Genomic DNA, 16,946 nt, shown 5'->3' on the forward strand with positions numbered 1-16,946 from the left:
GCTATGGAATCTCAACGCAATATATTGCTCATAGGACTACTGTTTGTCAGCTTTTTGCTGTGGCAACAGTGGCAAGCAGACAAAGCTCCTAAACCCGTTGCAACCGAATCGTCCTTAGTGGCGAACGCGGCAAGCTCGCACAGTGCCGATGTTCCAGAAGCTGATACAGGTGTTCCTGCTGCAGCAGTTACTGCAAACAGCAAACTGATTACGGTAAAAACAGATCAGTTAGACATTCAGATCAATCCAGTGGGTGGTGACATCGTTTTTGCTGCGTTAGTTTCGCACAAAAAAGAACTAGAGAAAGATCAACCATTTGTATTGCTTGAGCAAACGAATGATTTCACTTATATCGCTCAAAGCGGCCTAATTGGTCGCGATGGTATCGATAGCAGCGCAAAAGGCCGTGCCGCATTTAGCACAACGGCAACTGAATATACCTTAGCCGAAGGCCAAGATACCTTAGAAGTACCGTTAACTTATATCGCTGACAATGGTGTGACTTATACTAAAGTGTTCGTATTCCATCGCGGTAAGTTCAACATAGATGTTGACTATAAAATCAACAACACTTCAGCAGCACCGCTGCAAGTTCAGATGTACGGTCAGATTAAACAAACGATCAAGCCATCTGAAAGCAGCATGATGATGCCTACCTATCGTGGTGGTGCGTTCTCAACGAATGATGTGCGCTATGAAAAATACAACTTTGACGACATGGCCAAAAGTAACCTGAACCAAGCCACTTTAGGCGGTTGGGCAGCCATGTTACAACACTATTTCGTTTCAGCTTGGGTGCCACCCGCAACTGACAGCAACACTATTTTTTCTAGTGTCAGTGCTGGCGGTTTAGCTAATATTGGTTTCCGCGGCGCGGTATACGATATTGCACCTGGTGCCAGCCAAGAAATTAGCTCACAGTTCTATGTTGGTCCTAAGGATCAAGCGGCACTGTCAGCGATTTCTGAAACCTTAAACCTAGTGGTCGATTACGGTTTCTTATGGTGGTTAGCGGTTCCTATTCACTGGCTATTGATGTTCTATCAATCATTCGTCGGTAACTGGGGTGTGGCAATTATTCTAATCACGTTAACCGTTCGTGGTTTACTGTTCCCGCTGACAAAAGCACAGTACACCTCAATGGCGAAGATGCGTAACCTACAACCTAAGCTGACAGATTTAAAAGAACGCTTTGGTGATGACCGTCAAAAGATGGGTCAAGCCATGATGGAACTGTATAAGAAAGAAAAAGTTAACCCTATGGGTGGCTGTTTACCTATTATTTTACAGATGCCAATCTTCATTGCTTTATACTGGGTATTGCTAGAAAGCTTCGAATTACGTCATGCACCATTTATGCTGTGGATCCACGATTTATCGGTACAAGATCCTTACTACATACTGCCGCTGCTGATGGGCGTCTCTATGTTTGTAATGCAGAAGATGCAACCAATTGCGCCGACAATGGATCCAATGCAAGTGAAAATGATGCAATGGATGCCAGTAATCTTTACCGTATTCTTCCTGTGGTTCCCATCAGGTCTAGTACTGTACTGGTTAGTAGGTAACATAGTTGCCATCACGCAGCAGAAGATTATTTATGCAGGTCTTGAGAAAAAAGGCTTAAAATAAGCCCTACCTTTAGCAAAGCATAAAGTGAAAATAATACTAAAGGCGGCTTAATTAGCCGCCTTTTCCTTTACATGATTTGGTAGATATTAGTTTGGTGGGTATTTCCGTGACAACTGACACTATCGTGGCTCAAGCCACCGCGCCCGGACGTGGCGGCGTTGGCATCATCCGAATTTCAGGCAACAAGGCCAGTGATGTCGCTATGGCCGTATTGGGTCATCTTCCTAAAACGAGATATGCCGATTATTGCGACTTTAAAAGTGCAACAGGCCAAGTAATCGACCAAGGCATAGCGCTGTTTTTTAAAGGACCCAATTCCTTTACCGGCGAAGATGTATTGGAACTTCAAGGCCACGGCGGCCAAATCGTTCTAGACATGCTGATCAAACGTGTAATGGAAGTCGGTGGTATTCGAATAGCCAAACCCGGTGAGTTCAGCGAACAAGCCTTTATGAACGACAAGCTAGACTTAACCCAAGCCGAAGCGATTGCCGATCTTATCGATGCCACCAGTGAGCAAGCGGCTAAAAGTGCGCTGCAATCACTCCAGGGTGAATTTTCTAAGGAAGTTCATGAGCTGGTGGATCAAGTCACTAACCTACGTTTATATGTAGAAGCTGCGATTGATTTCCCCGATGAAGAAGTCGACTTTTTAAGTGATGGTAAAATTGCCAATGCACTCTACAAAATCATCGACAAACTCGACCTAGTGCAAGCCAGTGCTAAACAAGGTTCTATCATCCGCGAAGGCATGAAAGTCGTGATCGCGGGTCGTCCCAACGCCGGAAAATCCAGCTTATTAAACGCCTTAGCCGGTAAAGAATCGGCTATCGTTACCGAAATTGCTGGTACAACACGGGATGTATTACGCGAGCACATCCACTTAGATGGCATGCCACTGCACATTATCGATACCGCAGGCCTACGTGATACGACAGATACCGTTGAACAAATTGGTATAGAACGCGCTTGGAATGAAATAAACAGTGCCGATCGGGTGTTATTTATGGTTGATGGCACCACCACTGCCGCCGTTAATCCCTATGATATTTGGCCTGACTTTGTCGATCGCCTGCCCTCAAATTTAGGTGTGACAGTGATCCGCAATAAAGCCGATCTCACTGGCGAAGACTTAATGATGACAGAGGAACAAGGTTATAGTGTTTACCGGATCTCGGCTAAAACGGGCTTAGGTGTTGAACAGTTAAAGCAGCATTTAAAATCACTCATGGGCTACCAGAGTAACCTCGAAGGTGGCTTTATCGCCCGGCGTCGTCACTTAGAAGCCCTTGAACTCGCCGCAAGCCATCTGCAATTGGGTAAAGAACAATTAGAAGTATATCTAGCAGGAGAACTGCTGGCAGAAGAGTTACGCATGTGCCAATTAGCACTATCAGAAATCACTGGCCGCTTCACCTCAGATGATCTCTTAGGCAAAATTTTTAGCTCTTTCTGTATCGGAAAATAACTAACCTTAATATTATTTCCATAAAATCAGCCCATACAATATGGGCTGATTTTTTATCTACAACCGAATATTTCCACCCATCCTCATGATTCGACGTGGCGGTAATGATCTTGCATTTGATAGGATCTTGCATAAAGCGCAAACATCAATGCCGCCAAGATGGCAAAACCTGCGAAGAAAAACATCTGAAATGCAGTAATACTGATCCCCGTCTGGGCAATTTGCTCAGTCACAGCCGGACTTTTCACACTGACGTTCGCCAGTAACACCCATAAGTTACCGACGGTCACCGATAAGGTCCAAAAACTCATGATAGTGCCTTTCATGGCTTTAGGCGCTTGGCTGTAGGCAAACTCTAGCCCAGTGGCAGAGACTAATACTTCACCAAAGGTGAGCAAAGCATAGGGCACAATCTGCCAAAATATTGATAATACCGAGCCGCCATCCATCACCAATTGAATGCTACCAACGACTATCCAACTCACGCCCGTGATGGCAATCCCTGCCCCCATTTTACGCAAAGCAGTTAACTTTATACCCATACGCTCAATCGCCGGATATAACACAAAGTTATTAAATGGGATAAGTAACATAACTAATAATGGGTTTAAAGCTTGCATCATGGCGGGTTCAAACCATTCCGGTTTAGACATGTCATTGGCTTGCAGTATCCAAGTGGACGCTTTCTGATCGAACAAAGACCAAAAAGGAGTCACTAACGCAAATAATATTAAGATCCGTAGTACTGAGCGTACCCCATCAACAGCGATATCCGGATGGATCCCCCTAGCCCGTTCGAGTTGCAATGAAGCCCCTGCGCCAACAAATCCCATCACAAGCACTAACGCACAACACAAACCAGCAACGATACCTAAGGTTGGAATATTCACTAAAGCATACGCTGCAGAAATTATCCCAACTAAAGCTAACACTAAACCTATGTTGGCTTGACCAGCAATTTTAGTGAGCAATGCGGTACGAATAACGGGTAAAAAACCATGGGGATTTTTCGGTTCAGGTGGCATATGCACATAGCGTTTGCGGCCTAACCAGAAGAACACAGTTGCAATAAACATTAAGACACCAGGGATCCCAAATGCGACCGCAGCACCATAATATTTCAATAGTAATGGCATCGATAACGAGGCGAAGAAGGAGCCAAAGTTAATCGTAAAATAAAACAGATCAAACGCTTTCTGCGCCAATGTTTTATTGGTTTGATCAAATTGATCACCCATAAAGGAAGAAACCAAGGGCTTAATCCCACCCGATCCGAGCGCAATTAAAAATAATCCCGTATAAAACCCTTGAATACTGTGTTCAAAAATAGCGAGAAACGCATGACCAACACAATAAATTAAACTTAACCATAAGATAGTATTGTATTTACCGAAAAAACGATCGGCAATCCAACCACCGAGTAACGGGAAAAAGTACACTCCAATGACAAAGGAATGGAACACATCCTTAGCCATAGTTCCGCGCAGTTCTTCTGGAATAGACAACAAAAGTGCTGTCATCAAGAATGGGGTAAGAATATTCCGCATACCGTAAAAGCTAAAACGTTCACAAGCTTCACTGGCTATGATGTAAGGAATTTGCCGTGGCCACTGGGGCGCATTTACGGGTGTTGTCATGGATAATCCTATTATAATTATTTGATTTTAAATGAAATTAACTTTTTAAATATATTAATTATGTATCAAGAAGCTAAAGGTAACATGTAAGCGAAACCAACCTTATATAAAGGATGCAAAAACTGCAAAAATCACATATTGCTTCTGTGGTCCTATCCACATTTCCTTTATGATGAACATAATAATAGCCATTCAGCTATCTATTTAATTGAAATTAGTTTTAAAAACAACAACACACTGAGAAATCATAATGGCAAAGATTGAAGTAATCGTTGGTACAACATTGGGCAGTGCAGAGTATGTTGCCGACGAAATGATGGCCCAATTAACGGAGCAAGGACACCAAGTTCAAGTTCATTTAACCCCAACATTGTGCGAAATAGACACCCATGCACTGTGGATTATCGTGTCATCAACTCATGGAGCTGGTGATCTTCCAGATAATATTCAGCCTTTTTTCAACGAAATTACCGAGCAAAAACCGGATCTCAGCCAAGTAAACTTTGCCTTATGTGCAATTGGTGACTCAAGTTACGATACCTTTTGCCAAGGCCCAGAAAAATTAATTTCGGCCATTCAAGACTGCGATGCAAAAGCCTTTGTGGATAAGATCCAGATCGATGTACAGCTTGATCCTGTGCCGGAAGACCCAGCCCTTGCATGGTTAGCACAATGGCAACAGGACATTTAAGATCGCTTATTGGATAAGGTCCCGATCTATGTACAGTTTAGATCCTATTTATCCACAATTTACTTGTTTAAAGTATAAACATGTGGATAAGCTATTATTTAGATCTGATCAACCTCTGTACTATTCACAGTCCGATCTGCTTAATGATCCGCCTTGTGGATAAGTAGGCGATCTATCCCCATGTTTAATGACATTAGATCGCGATCAGATCACAGGATCAAGATCGCGCTAATTAATGATTTATATAATGAATTTGGGTTATGCACAGAAAAACGCGATCCTAATAGTAAACATAATAAGAAGATCTATATAAAGATCTTAAGATCTATTAGTCCTGATCATCTCGATCGAACAGCGTAAAATGATCATTCACCTAAGACGAAGCAAATGCTAAAATGCTCGGCTCGTACTGAGTCTCTTAGCAATTGAAGGTAGTGGCATGCATTTTCATGAACGGTTTGATGTTATTGTTGTTGGTGGTGGTCATGCCGGAACTGAAGCCGCGTTGGCAGCAGCAAGAATGGGATCAAAAACATTATTACTAACGCACAATATCGATACGTTAGGACAAATGTCATGTAATCCAGCGATCGGTGGCATAGGCAAAGGCCATTTAGTGAAAGAAATTGACGCCTTAGGTGGTGCAATGGCAATCGCAACCGATTATGCAGGGATCCAATTTAGAACCTTAAATTCAAGTAAAGGCCCAGCAGTACGAGCAACACGAGCACAAGCTGACCGTGCACTGTATCGTCAAAAAATCCAAAATATATTACAAAACCAACCTAACTTACGTATTTTCCAACAAGCCGTAGATGACTTAATTGTTGAAAATCATCAAGTAGTTGGTGTAGTTACCCAAATGGGTTTAGCTTTTGAATCTCCAGCTGTTGTATTAACAGCAGGTACATTCTTAAGCGGCAAAATTCATATAGGCTTAGAAAACTACAGCGGTGGTCGTGCAGGCGATCCACCAGCGATTGCTTTAGCAAATCGATTACGTGAATTACCGATCCGAGTCGGTCGTTTAAAAACAGGTACACCGCCACGTATCGATGCAAACACGATCGATTTTTCTCAAATGGCTGAACAAAAAGGTGATTCTCCGTTACCTGTCATGTCATTTATGGGGGATATCAGTCATCATCCAAAACAGATTTCTTGCTGGATCACTCACACCAATGAAAAAACCCATGAAATTATTCGTGGTGGTTTAGACAGAAGCCCTATGTATTCAGGCGTCATCGAAGGTATTGGTCCACGTTATTGCCCATCGATTGAAGACAAGATCCACCGCTTTGCGGATAAATCTTCGCATCAGATCTTCATCGAACCAGAAGGTTTAAATACCAATGAGATCTATCCTAACGGGATCTCTACTAGTTTACCTTTCGATGTACAGTTGAATTTAGTACGTTCGATCAAAGGCATGGAAAACGCAGAAATCATGCGTCCAGGTTATGCGATCGAATACGATTATTTCGATCCAAGAGATCTAAAAAACTCATTAGAAACCAAAGCGATCAACGGTTTATTCTTCGCTGGCCAAATAAACGGCACTACAGGTTATGAAGAAGCCGGTGCTCAAGGTTTGTTAGCAGGCATGAATGCCTCACTGCAAGTGCAAGGCAAAGAAGCCTGGTGTCCACGCCGTGACGAAGCGTATCTTGGAGTGCTAGTTGACGATTTATCGACTCTGGGTACCAAAGAACCGTACCGCATGTTTACTAGTCGTGCCGAATACCGTTTGCTACTCCGTGAAGATAACGCTGATATTCGCTTAACGGCAAAAGGTCGCGAATTAGGTTTAGTTGACGACACTCGCTGGGCGGCATTTAGTGAGAAGTTAGAATCGATCGAACTTGAGTTACAACGTTTGCGCGCTCAATGGGTGCATCCAAATTCACCTTTGATCCATGCGTTAAACCCACACTTGAATACGCCTATCTCTCGCGAAGCATCATTTGAAGAATTACTGCGTCGTCCAGAAATGGATTACAGCAAGTTGATGCAGATCGAAGGTTTTGGTCCAGGGCTTGAAGATCCACAGGCGGCTGAGCAAGTTCAGATCCAAGTTAAGTATTCTGGTTATATTCAACGTCAGCAGGAAGAGATCAACAAAGCTGTGCGTAATGAGAACACTGGTTTGCCTTTGACGCTCGATTACAAAGAAGTACCGGGCTTGTCGAACGAGGTGATTGCTAAGTTAAATAACCATAAACCAGAAACCATAGGCCAAGCCTCACGGATCTCTGGTATTACGCCTGCGGCTATTTCAATTTTGTTGGTTCACCTCAAAAAGCGTGGCTTATTACGTAAGAGTGCGTAAAAGCTAGCTTAATCGCTGCTTAGGTCATAGAAGGGAAGCATTCAGGCTTCCCTTCATCGTTTTCGGGCTTCATAATAGCCTTCGCGTTCATAATCGTATCTTTGTTGAGGTTGCTCAGTGTTATCTGCCCAGTTAGAGGCTTATTTAGCCGAAATTAATTTGCCCGCCACCGCCGAGCAGAAAAAACAACTAATTGATTTTGTTGGTATGCTCAACAAATGGAATAAAGCCTATAACCTGACATCGGTGAGAGATCCTGAAGCTATGCTGATCCGTCATATCATGGACAGTTTAGTGGTTTCAAAACACCTGCAAGGTGAACGTTTTATCGATGTAGGCACTGGACCGGGTTTACCAGGGATCCCATTAGCCATTATGAATCCCGATAAAAAATTTGTGTTATTGGATAGCTTAGGTAAACGTATTCGTTTTCAAAAACAAGTGTCCTTTGAATTAGGCATACATAACATCAGCTCAGTTGAAAGCCGCGTAGAAGCTTATCAACCGGAGGATAAATTCGACGGCGTATTAAGTCGTGCATTTGCCTCAATCCAAGATATGCTGACTTGGTGCCATCATCTCCCCGCCGAACATGGACAGTTTTATGCACTTAAAGGCCAGTTGAATGATGAAGAGATGCAACATATTCCAAGTGGATTTGTGGTGAAAGAAGTTATCGAGCTTAAGGTGCCTAAACTCGATGAAAAAAGACATTTATTGAAGATAATCAAAGAATAACAGGCTTAAAAGTGATAAATAAATCATTTATAAGCAAGGGCAATAAACCAGCATTTACATACAGGGTGATATTGTGGGTAAAGTGATTGCCGTGGCTAACCAGAAAGGTGGCGTAGGAAAAACAACTACTTGCGTTAACCTCGCCGCTTCGTTAGCAGCAACAAAACGTAAAGTATTATTGATCGATCTCGATCCTCAAGGTAATGCCACCATGGGGAGCGGTGTCGATAAGTATGACGTAGCTAATACAGCCTATGAATTATTGGTTGAAGAAAAATCCTTCGACGAGATCGTCATTAAAAACACTGCGGGTAAGTATGATCTGATCGCCAGTAATGGCGATGTCACTGCGGCAGAAATCAAATTGATGGAGTTTTTTGCCCGTGAGATCCGTTTGCGTAACGCACTCGCACCGATCAAAGATCAATATGATTATATCTTTATCGACTGCCCTCCTTCATTGAACATGTTGACCGTAAACGCTATGTCTGCGGCCGACTCTGTACTCGTGCCTATGCAGTGTGAATATTATGCCCTCGAAGGCTTAACGGCACTGATTGATACCATCACTAAGCTCGCAGCTATGGTTAATCCTGGACTTGGCATCGAAGGCATTTTACGTACTATGTATGATCCGCGTAATCGTTTATCTAATGATGTGTCCGATCAGCTAAAACAACATTTTGGTGACAAAGTCTATCGTACCGTTATCCCACGTAATGTGAGGCTAGCAGAAGCACCAAGTTTTGGAGCGCCTGCTATGTATTACGATAAATCGAGTGCCGGCGCTAAGGCGTATCTAGCGCTTGCGGGTGAAATGATCCGTCGTTCAGAACAACAAACTCAGGCTAAGCAAGCGTAAAGGATCACCATGACGTTGAAGAAAAGAGGATTAGGCAAAGGGTTAGATGCCCTACTGAGTAACAGCCATGCCGCCAGTAAAAAGCACACTGACGAAGCTGATGTTGTCGATAAAAAAGAAGAGCTTATCCATCTCGATTTAGACTTATTACAGCCAGGTAAGTATCAACCTCGTAAAGACATGTCCCCCGAAGCGTTGGAAGAACTGGCACACTCGATCCGCAATCAAGGCATTATTCAGCCTATCGTTGTAAGACAAGTAACGAATAACATGTATGAGATTATTGCGGGTGAACGTCGTTGGCGTGCTGCGCAACTTGCTGGTTTGAATAAAATCCCCTGCATAGTAAAGCAAGTACCTGATGAAGCCGCTGTTGCTATTGCTTTGATTGAAAACATTCAGCGTGAAGACTTAAATGCCATGGAAGAAGCCATTGCATTGCAACGTTTAATGCAAGAGTTTGAACTGACTCACCAACAGGTTGCCGATGTTGTGGGAAAATCCAGAGCGAGTGTATCTAACTTGTTACGTTTAAACGGCTTAAATGAGCCTGTTAAGCGTCTACTCGAGTATGGCGACATTGATATGGGTCATGCTCGCGCTTTGTTGGCAATTGAGGGAGAAGAACAAACAAATCTTGCGAGATTAGTGGCCGCTAAGGAATTAACCGTTCGCGAAACTGAACGATTAATTAATCAAACCTTAAATCCGCCTAAACAAGCCGAAACTACGACTAAAGATCAAGATGTTTGTCGTTTAGAGCAGCAGTTAATTGAAAGATTAGGTGCCAAGGTTTCGATCGCTCATAGCAGTAAGGGCACGGGTAAAATTGTAATTAACTATCAGAATCTGGCTGAATTAGACGGAATTCTTAGTAAAATTCATTAATGTCTGTAGATTAACAGTTTTTAATGTAAATTTGTGACAGATGCTAATCTTACATTTTAACTCGTTTGGCGCGAGATCACGTTAAAAGTGTTGTTTTTCCTTATCTCAAAGTTGCAATGAAGGCGTGAAAAGGTATACTTTCGCAAGCTTTTTGTGCATCGACATAAATACGGGTATTTGTCATCCGGTCATCGAAACAAAAAGTATGAATGCGGAGAGGATGAATTGAGTAAGGTTTTAGCGCGTCGTGGCCGGTGGTCAGCCTATAAATTGGTGATGATGCAGGCGGCGGTCGCTGGGGGTGCTTCAATTCTCTTTTTCGCCGTGTGGGGAGTTCAGTTTGGCTATTCTGCATTAGCAGGTGGTTCAATCGCTGTGCTCCCTAATTTTGTATTCGCAACCCTCGCTTTCTCCCACACGGGAGCAAGTTCAGCTGCAAAAGTCATAAAGACTTTTTACTGGGGGGAAGCGGTAAAGTTGCTGTTAACCATCGCAATGTTTTCGTTTGTATTTATCAATCTTAAGGTCGCTTTTATGCCGCTTTTTGTTTGTTATGTGCTGACGCTAATCGTGCATTGGACAGCTCCTTTATACTTCAAGCAAAGTTAAGTGGGATGAATCATGGCTGCAACTGGTGAAGCGTTAACACCGCAGGGCTATATCCAACATCACCTTACCAACTTAAGTGTTGGTGAAGGCTTTTGGACATGGCACATTGATTCGTTGTTCTTTTCGGTTGGTCTTGGTGTTCTGTTCCTGTGGATTTTCCGCAGCGTTGGTAAAAAAGCGACTTCCGGTGTTCCTGGCAAACTGCAATGTTTTGTTGAGATTATCGTCGAGTTCGTAAATAACAGCGTGAAAGAAAGTTTTCATGGTCGCAATGCTCTGATCGCGCCTTTAGCTCTGACCATTTTTGTATGGGTATTCATGATGAACTTCATGGATATGATCCCTGTAGATTGGCTGCCTCACGCAGCAAGTTTAATGGGTATTCCCTATCTAAAAGCGGTTCCGACGACTGATGTTAACATTACCTTTAGCTTAGCTATCGGTGTGTTCGTGCTGATTATTTTTTACAGCATTAAGGTCAAAGGTGTGTCTGGGTTTGTTAAAGAATTGACACTACAGCCCTTTAACCATAAGGCAATGATACCCGTCAACCTCCTATTAGAGACTGTTACTTTGATTGCTAAGCCAATTTCATTGGCATTGCGACTCTTTGGTAACTTGTACGCAGGTGAGTTGATCTTCATCCTTATTGCGCTGATGTATGGTACCAACTTGTTATTATCTACCCTAGGTGTGACTCTGCAACTGGGCTGGTTAATATTCCACATTTTGGTTATCACGCTGCAGGCGTTTATCTTCATGATGTTGACCATTGTTTATTTAAGCATGGCGCATGAAGATCATTAAGGATTGCTGAAGAAATTTTAAACTAAATCATCAACTAATATAGATTTAGATACTGGAGATACAGATGGAAACGATTTTAGGCATGACAGCTATCGCTGTTGCTCTGCTGATTGGTATGGGTGCTCTTGGTACTGCAATCGGTTTCGGCTTATTAGGCGGTAAGTTCTTGGAAGGCGCTGCGCGTCAACCAGAAATGGCTCCTATGCTACAAGTTAAAATGTTCATCGTAGCGGGTCTTCTTGACGCCGTAACTATGATCGGTGTTGGTATCGCATTATTTATGCTATTTACCAACCCACTGGGTGCAATGCTGTAAAAAACGCTTCTGTCTTAACTCTAAATAGGAGGCTGTTGTGAATTTCAACGCTACCCTAATCGGTCAGACGGTCGCCTTTATCATCTTCGTGTGGTTTTGCATGAAGTTTGTATGGCCCCCTTTGATGAATGCCATCGAAGAGCGCCAAAAAAGGATTGCTGACGGTCTAGCTGATGCTGATCGTGCGGTAAAAGACCTGGAGTTGGCACAAGCGAAAGCGACTGACCAACTAAAAGAAGCCAAGGTAACGGCTAATGAAATTATTGAGCAAGCTAACAAGCGTAAAGCTCAAATAGTTGAAGAAGCCAAAACCGAAGCAGACGCTGAGCGTGCTAAAATCATCGCTCAGGGTAAAGCAGAAATTGAAGCTGAACGTAATCGCGTCAAAGAGGATCTGCGTAAGCAGGTTGCTACTCTTGCCATCATGGGTGCTGAGAAGATCCTTGAGCGTTCTATTGATCCAGCCGCCCACAGTGACATAGTTAATAAACTAGTCGCTGAAATTTGATAAGGGAGTTGAGTTATGGCTGAATTAACCACCATCGCTCGCCCTTACGCAAAGGCAGCTTTTGACTTTGCTATTGAACAAGATGCAGTGGATTCTTGGGCTGAAATGCTCACGTTTGCCGCATTGGTGAGTGAAAACGAAACCATGCAACCACTGTTAGCTGGCTCTTTAGCCAGCACTAAGCTCGCAGCACTCTTTATTAGTGTGTGTGGTGAGCAAGTCAATGTGCAAGGTCAAAACCTGATAAAGGTAATGGCTGAAAACGGTCGCTTAAAGGTGCTACCTGCTGTATCTCAGTTATTTACTGAATACCGTAATGAGTGGGCAAAAGAAGTAGAAGCCGATGTGGTTTCTGCAACTGAGCTGAGCTCTGAACAACAACAGCAGATTAGTATTTCTTTAGAGAAACGTCTCGCACGCAAAGTTAAGCTGAATTGTAGCACTGACGCCGCGCTCATCGCCGGTGTAATCATTAAGACAGGAGACCTAGTCATCGATGGCTCGGTCCGCGGTAAGTTATCGCGTCTGTCTGATAAGCTGCAGTCGTAATTGGGAGTTTGAGCATGCAACTGAATTCCACTGAAATCAGCGATCTGATTAAGCAGCGGATCGAGCAGTTCGAAGTCGTTAGCGAATCTCGTAACGAAGGTACTATCGTTGCGGTAAGTGACGGCATCATCCGCATCCACGGCCTAGCCGACGTGATGCAAGGTGAGATGATCGAACTGCCTGGTAACCGTTTTGCAATCGCGTTGAACCTTGAACGTGATTCTGTCGGTGCCGTAGTAATGGGTCCTTATGCTGATTTAGCAGAAGGCGTAAAAGTGAAAACGACTGGCCGTATTCTGGAAGTTCCAGTTGGTCGCGGTCTTCTTGGCCGCGTTGTTAACACTCTAGGTGAGCCAATTGACGGTAAAGGACCTATCGATAACGATGGTTTCTCGCCAATTGAAGTTATCGCACCAGGTGTTATTGAACGTCAGTCTGTTGATCAACCAGTTCAAACTGGTTATAAAGCCGTTGATGCCATGATCCCTATCGGTCGTGGCCAGCGTGAATTGATCATTGGCGACCGTCAAACTGGTAAAACAGCTATGGCGATCGACGCAATCATCAACCAGAAAAATTCTGGCATTAAATGTGTGTACGTTGCGATTGGCCAAAAGGCTTCTACTATCGCTAACGTAGTGCGCAAGCTAGAAGAACACGGTGCTTTAGCTAACACTATCGTTGTTGTTGCAACGGCTTCTGAAGCTGCTGCTCTGCAATATTTAGCGCCATATTCTGGTTGTTCTATGGGTGAATACTTCCGTGACCGCGGTGAAGATTCTTTGATCGTATACGATGATTTGTCTAAGCAAGCAGTTGCTTATCGTCAAATTTCGTTATTGCTCAAGCGTCCACCAGGCCGTGAAGCTTACCCAGGTGACGTATTCTATCTACACTCACGTTTATTAGAGCGTGCATCACGCGTTAACGCGATTTATGTAGAGAAGTTCACTAAAGGTGCAGTAACTGGCAAAACTGGTTCTTTAACCGCGCTGCCGATTATTGAAACGCAAGCGGGTGACGTTTCTGCATTCGTACCGACCAACGTAATTTCTATTACCGATGGTCAGATCTTCCTTGAGACCGATCTGTTTAACTCTGGCCTACGTCCAGCGGTTAACCCAGGTATTTCTGTTTCTCGTGTTGGTGGTGCGGCTCAGACTAAGATCATCAAGAAACTGTCTGGTGGTATTCGTACCGCACTAGCACAGTATCGTGAGCTTGCTGCGTTCTCGCAATTTGCATCTGATCTTGACGATGCAACACGTGCTCAGCTTGAGCATGGTGTGCGTGTTACCGAACTGATGAAGCAAAAGCAATATGCTCCTATGAGCGTAGCCGCTCAAGCTGTGTCTATTTTCTCAGCTGAAAAAGGTTACCTGAAGAGTGTTGAGCTGAATAAGGTCGGTAATTTCGAAGCCGCTCTGCTCTCGTTCATGAACAGCGAGCATGCTCCTTTAATGAAGCTTATCAATGATACTGGCGATTATAGCGCTGATATCGAAGCTGAATTAAAAGCTGGCCTCGACAAGTTCGTAGCAACCCAAACCTGGTAACAATGATAGAGGTGTCTTAAGACACCTCAGGTCCAGATTGGAGAGTAGAGATGGCCGGCGCTAAAGAGATTAAAACCAAGATCGCGAGTGTGAAAAACACTCAGAAGATCACGTCCGCCATGGAAATGGTGGCAGCCAGCAAAATGCGCAGAGCGCAGGAACGCATGGCTGCGAGCCGTCCATATGCGGAAAGCATGCGTAAGGTGATCGGTCACGTCGCGCAAGGTTCTCTCGAGTATAAACACCCCTATTTGGAGGTGAGAGAGGCTAAGCGGGTTGGTTACATTGTTGTAGCAACCGACCGTGGCCTTTGTGGTGGTCTGAACGTTAACCTTTTCAAAAAGGTTATTGCAGACGTGAAAAGCTGGAAAGCCCAAGGTGCAGAATTTGAATTTTGCCCTATCGGTGCACGTAGTGTGCAGTTTTTCAAAAACTTCGGTGGACAAGTGTCTGCTCACGCTTCAGGTTTAGGCGATGCTCCAAAGCTCGCTGACTTGATCGGGACAGTCGGTGTCATGCTAGAAGCTTACAACGAAGGCAAGCTGGATCGTCTGTACGTGGTATTTAACAAATTTGTGAATACTATGACGCAGACTCCTGTGATCGAGCAGCTGCTACCTTTGCCTAAATCAGAAGATGATGAAACTGCTCATCGTTGGGATTATATCTACGAGCCAGATCCAAAAGCACTTTTGGATACTTTATTGGTCCGTTATGTAGAATCTCAGGTTTACCAAGGTGTTGTTGAAAACATTGCCTCTGAACAAGCTGCCCGTATGGTGGCAATGAAGTCGGCAACAGACAACGCGGGTGAGCTTATCAACGACTTGCAACTGGTCTATAACAAGGCCCGTCAGGCTGCGATTACGCAGGAACTGTCGGAAATTGTTTCTGGTGCCTCTGCGGTTTAGGTTAGGTAACGAATACAAGTTTTAGAGGATTAATCATGAGCACAGGTACTGTTGTCCAAGTGATTGGCGCGGTTGTGGACGTAGAGTTCCCACAAGATGCCGTACCTCAAGTATATGACGCTCTGAAAATCGTAGGTGAAGGCCCGTGTAATGGTTTGGTGCTGGAAGTTCAGCAACAGCTAGGTGGTGGTGTAGTTCGTACCATCGCTATGGGTTCTTCTGACGGTCTGCGTCGTGGTCTTGAAGTAGTAAACTCAGGTTCACCTATTACTGTTCCAGTTGGTACCGCCACTCTTGGCCGTATCATGAACGTATTAGGCGAGCCTATTGATGAAGCGGGTCCAATCGGTGAAGAAGAGCGTTATGTCATTCACCGTACAGCTCCTTCATACGAAGATCAATCAAGCTCTACTGAACTGTTAGAGACTGGCATCAAGGTTATCGACCTTGTTTGTCCATTCGCTAAGGGCGGTAAAGTCGGTTTGTTCGGTGGTGCGGGTGTTGGTAAGACAGTTAACATGATGGAACTGATTAACAACATCGCTAAAGCCCACTCGGGTCTTTCTGTATTCGCCGGTGTAGGTGAACGTACTCGTGAAGGTAACGACTTCTACTACGAGATGAAAGATTCTGGCGTTCTCGACAAAGTGGCCATGGTTTATGGTCAGATGAACGAGCCTCCAGGTAACCGTTTGCGTGTTGCACTGTCTGGTCTGACTATGGCAGAGAAGTTCCGTGACGAAGGTCGTGACGTACTGTTGTTCGTTGACAACATCTACCGTTATACCTTAGCCGGTACTGAAGTATCTGCACTGTTAGGTCGTATGCCTTCTGCGGTAGGTTATCAACCAACATTGGCTGAAGAGATGGGCGTTCTGCAAGAGCGTATCACTTCAACTAAGACGGGTTCTATTACTTCTGTACAAGCGGTATACGTACCTGCGGATGACTTGACCGATCCGTCACCAGCAACAACCTTCGCTCACTTAGATGCGACTGTTGTACTGTCACGTCAAATTGCTTCTCTGGGTATTTACCCTGCGGTTGACCCATTGGATTCGACTTCACGTCAATTAGATCCATTGGTTGTTGGCCAAGAGCATTATGACGTTGCTAACGGCGTGCAAACTGTACTGCAACGTTACAAAGAGCTGAAAGACATTATTGCGATTCTGGGTATGGATGAATTGTCTGATGAAGACAAGACTGTCGTATTCCGTGCTCGTAAGATTGAGCGTTTCTTATCTCAGCCTTTCTTCGTAGCAGAAGTCTTTACTGGATCTCCTGGTAAGTACGTTTCTCTGAAAGACACTATCCGTGGCTTTAAGGGTATTTTGAACGGTGAGTTTGATCACCTGCCAGAACAAGCGTTCTACATGGTTGGCTCAATCGATGAAGTCATCGAGAAAGCGAACAAAAAGAAATAACTAAGTATTCATACTTAG

16 protein-coding genes are annotated in these 16,946 nt (G+C 44.1%); 15 read left to right on the plus strand and 1 reads right to left on the minus strand.

Translation table 11 applies throughout. From position 1 onward, the window contains the following. Positions 1–3: 3 nt before the first annotated feature. Positions 4–1,632 carry a membrane protein insertase YidC gene (gene yidC, locus HGO26_RS20755; protein WP_105250801.1) on the plus strand — a complete coding sequence of 543 codons (1,629 nt, stop codon included), beginning with the start codon at positions 4–6 and terminating at the stop codon, positions 1,630–1,632. A gap of 106 nt (positions 1,633–1,738) precedes the next feature. Continuing rightward, positions 1,739–3,100 (plus strand): tRNA uridine-5-carboxymethylaminomethyl(34) synthesis GTPase MnmE, encoded by a 1,362-nt coding sequence (gene mnmE / locus HGO26_RS20760; RefSeq protein WP_168827623.1) that lies wholly within the window; start codon positions 1,739–1,741, stop codon positions 3,098–3,100. Between the two features lie 83 nt (positions 3,101–3,183). On the opposite strand, the gene HGO26_RS20765 is transcribed toward mnmE, so the two are convergent. Then, the gene (locus tag HGO26_RS20765) at positions 3,184–4,737 is read right to left on the minus strand and encodes a POT-type proton-dependent oligopeptide transporter (RefSeq protein WP_131524519.1); all 1,554 of its coding nucleotides are present in this window, start codon (positions 4,735–4,737) and stop codon (positions 3,184–3,186) included. A 250-nt stretch (positions 4,738–4,987) separates the two neighbouring features. On the opposite strand from HGO26_RS20765, the gene mioC reads away from it, so the two are divergent. The 13 genes from mioC (at position 4,988) to atpD (ending at position 16,928) form a co-directional block, all read left to right on the plus strand. Then, a complete protein-coding gene (gene mioC / locus HGO26_RS20770; protein WP_105250799.1) occupies positions 4,988–5,428 on the plus strand; it encodes an FMN-binding protein MioC in 441 nt (146 codons plus the stop codon). A 439-nt stretch (positions 5,429–5,867) separates the two neighbouring features. After that, positions 5,868–7,757, plus strand: coding sequence for a tRNA uridine-5-carboxymethylaminomethyl(34) synthesis enzyme MnmG (gene mnmG / locus HGO26_RS20775; protein ID WP_168827624.1), 1,890 nt, complete (start codon positions 5,868–5,870; stop codon positions 7,755–7,757). A gap of 117 nt (positions 7,758–7,874) precedes the next feature. Further along, positions 7,875–8,495: a 16S rRNA (guanine(527)-N(7))-methyltransferase RsmG gene (gene rsmG, locus HGO26_RS20780; RefSeq protein WP_168827625.1), complete on the plus strand. Its 621-nt coding sequence runs from the start codon at positions 7,875–7,877 to the stop codon at positions 8,493–8,495. A 73-nt stretch (positions 8,496–8,568) separates the two neighbouring features. Continuing rightward, positions 8,569–9,357, plus strand: a complete 789-nt coding sequence (locus HGO26_RS20785) for a ParA family protein (protein ID WP_105250796.1) — start codon at positions 8,569–8,571, stop codon at positions 9,355–9,357. Between the two features lie 9 nt (positions 9,358–9,366). Continuing rightward, complete coding sequence (locus HGO26_RS20790; protein WP_131524523.1) at positions 9,367–10,245, plus strand: ParB/RepB/Spo0J family partition protein; 879 nt, start codon at positions 9,367–9,369, stop codon at positions 10,243–10,245. Between the two features lie 225 nt (positions 10,246–10,470). Further along, positions 10,471–10,854 carry an ATP synthase subunit I gene (locus tag HGO26_RS20795; RefSeq protein ID WP_105250794.1) on the plus strand — a complete coding sequence of 128 codons (384 nt, stop codon included), beginning with the start codon at positions 10,471–10,473 and terminating at the stop codon, positions 10,852–10,854. Between the two features lie 12 nt (positions 10,855–10,866). Continuing rightward, positions 10,867–11,661, plus strand: coding sequence for a F0F1 ATP synthase subunit A (atpB, locus tag HGO26_RS20800; protein ID WP_105250793.1), 795 nt, complete (start codon positions 10,867–10,869; stop codon positions 11,659–11,661). A gap of 64 nt (positions 11,662–11,725) precedes the next feature. Next, positions 11,726–11,977 carry a F0F1 ATP synthase subunit C gene (gene atpE / locus HGO26_RS20805; protein ID WP_006083840.1) on the plus strand — a complete coding sequence of 84 codons (252 nt, stop codon included), beginning with the start codon at positions 11,726–11,728 and terminating at the stop codon, positions 11,975–11,977. Between the two features lie 37 nt (positions 11,978–12,014). Next, positions 12,015–12,485 (plus strand): F0F1 ATP synthase subunit B, encoded by a 471-nt coding sequence (gene atpF, locus HGO26_RS20810; protein WP_006083841.1) that lies wholly within the window; start codon positions 12,015–12,017, stop codon positions 12,483–12,485. Positions 12,486–12,500: 15 nt separating this feature from the next. Beyond that, positions 12,501–13,034, plus strand: a complete 534-nt coding sequence (gene atpH, locus HGO26_RS20815; protein ID WP_006083842.1) for a F0F1 ATP synthase subunit delta — start codon at positions 12,501–12,503, stop codon at positions 13,032–13,034. Between the two features lie 14 nt (positions 13,035–13,048). After that, positions 13,049–14,590: a F0F1 ATP synthase subunit alpha gene (gene atpA, locus HGO26_RS20820; RefSeq protein WP_168827626.1), complete on the plus strand. Its 1,542-nt coding sequence runs from the start codon at positions 13,049–13,051 to the stop codon at positions 14,588–14,590. Between the two features lie 50 nt (positions 14,591–14,640). Then, the gene (gene atpG, locus HGO26_RS20825) at positions 14,641–15,501 is read left to right on the plus strand and encodes a F0F1 ATP synthase subunit gamma (RefSeq protein ID WP_006084762.1); all 861 of its coding nucleotides are present in this window, start codon (positions 14,641–14,643) and stop codon (positions 15,499–15,501) included. Between the two features lie 35 nt (positions 15,502–15,536). Continuing rightward, complete coding sequence (atpD, locus tag HGO26_RS20830) at positions 15,537–16,928, plus strand: F0F1 ATP synthase subunit beta (RefSeq protein WP_105250791.1); 1,392 nt, start codon at positions 15,537–15,539, stop codon at positions 16,926–16,928. Positions 16,929–16,946 lie beyond the last annotated feature (18 nt).

The sequence above is a fragment of the Shewanella oncorhynchi genome, from assembly GCF_012584455.1.
Taxonomy (GTDB): Bacteria; Pseudomonadota; Gammaproteobacteria; order Enterobacterales; family Shewanellaceae; genus Shewanella; species Shewanella oncorhynchi.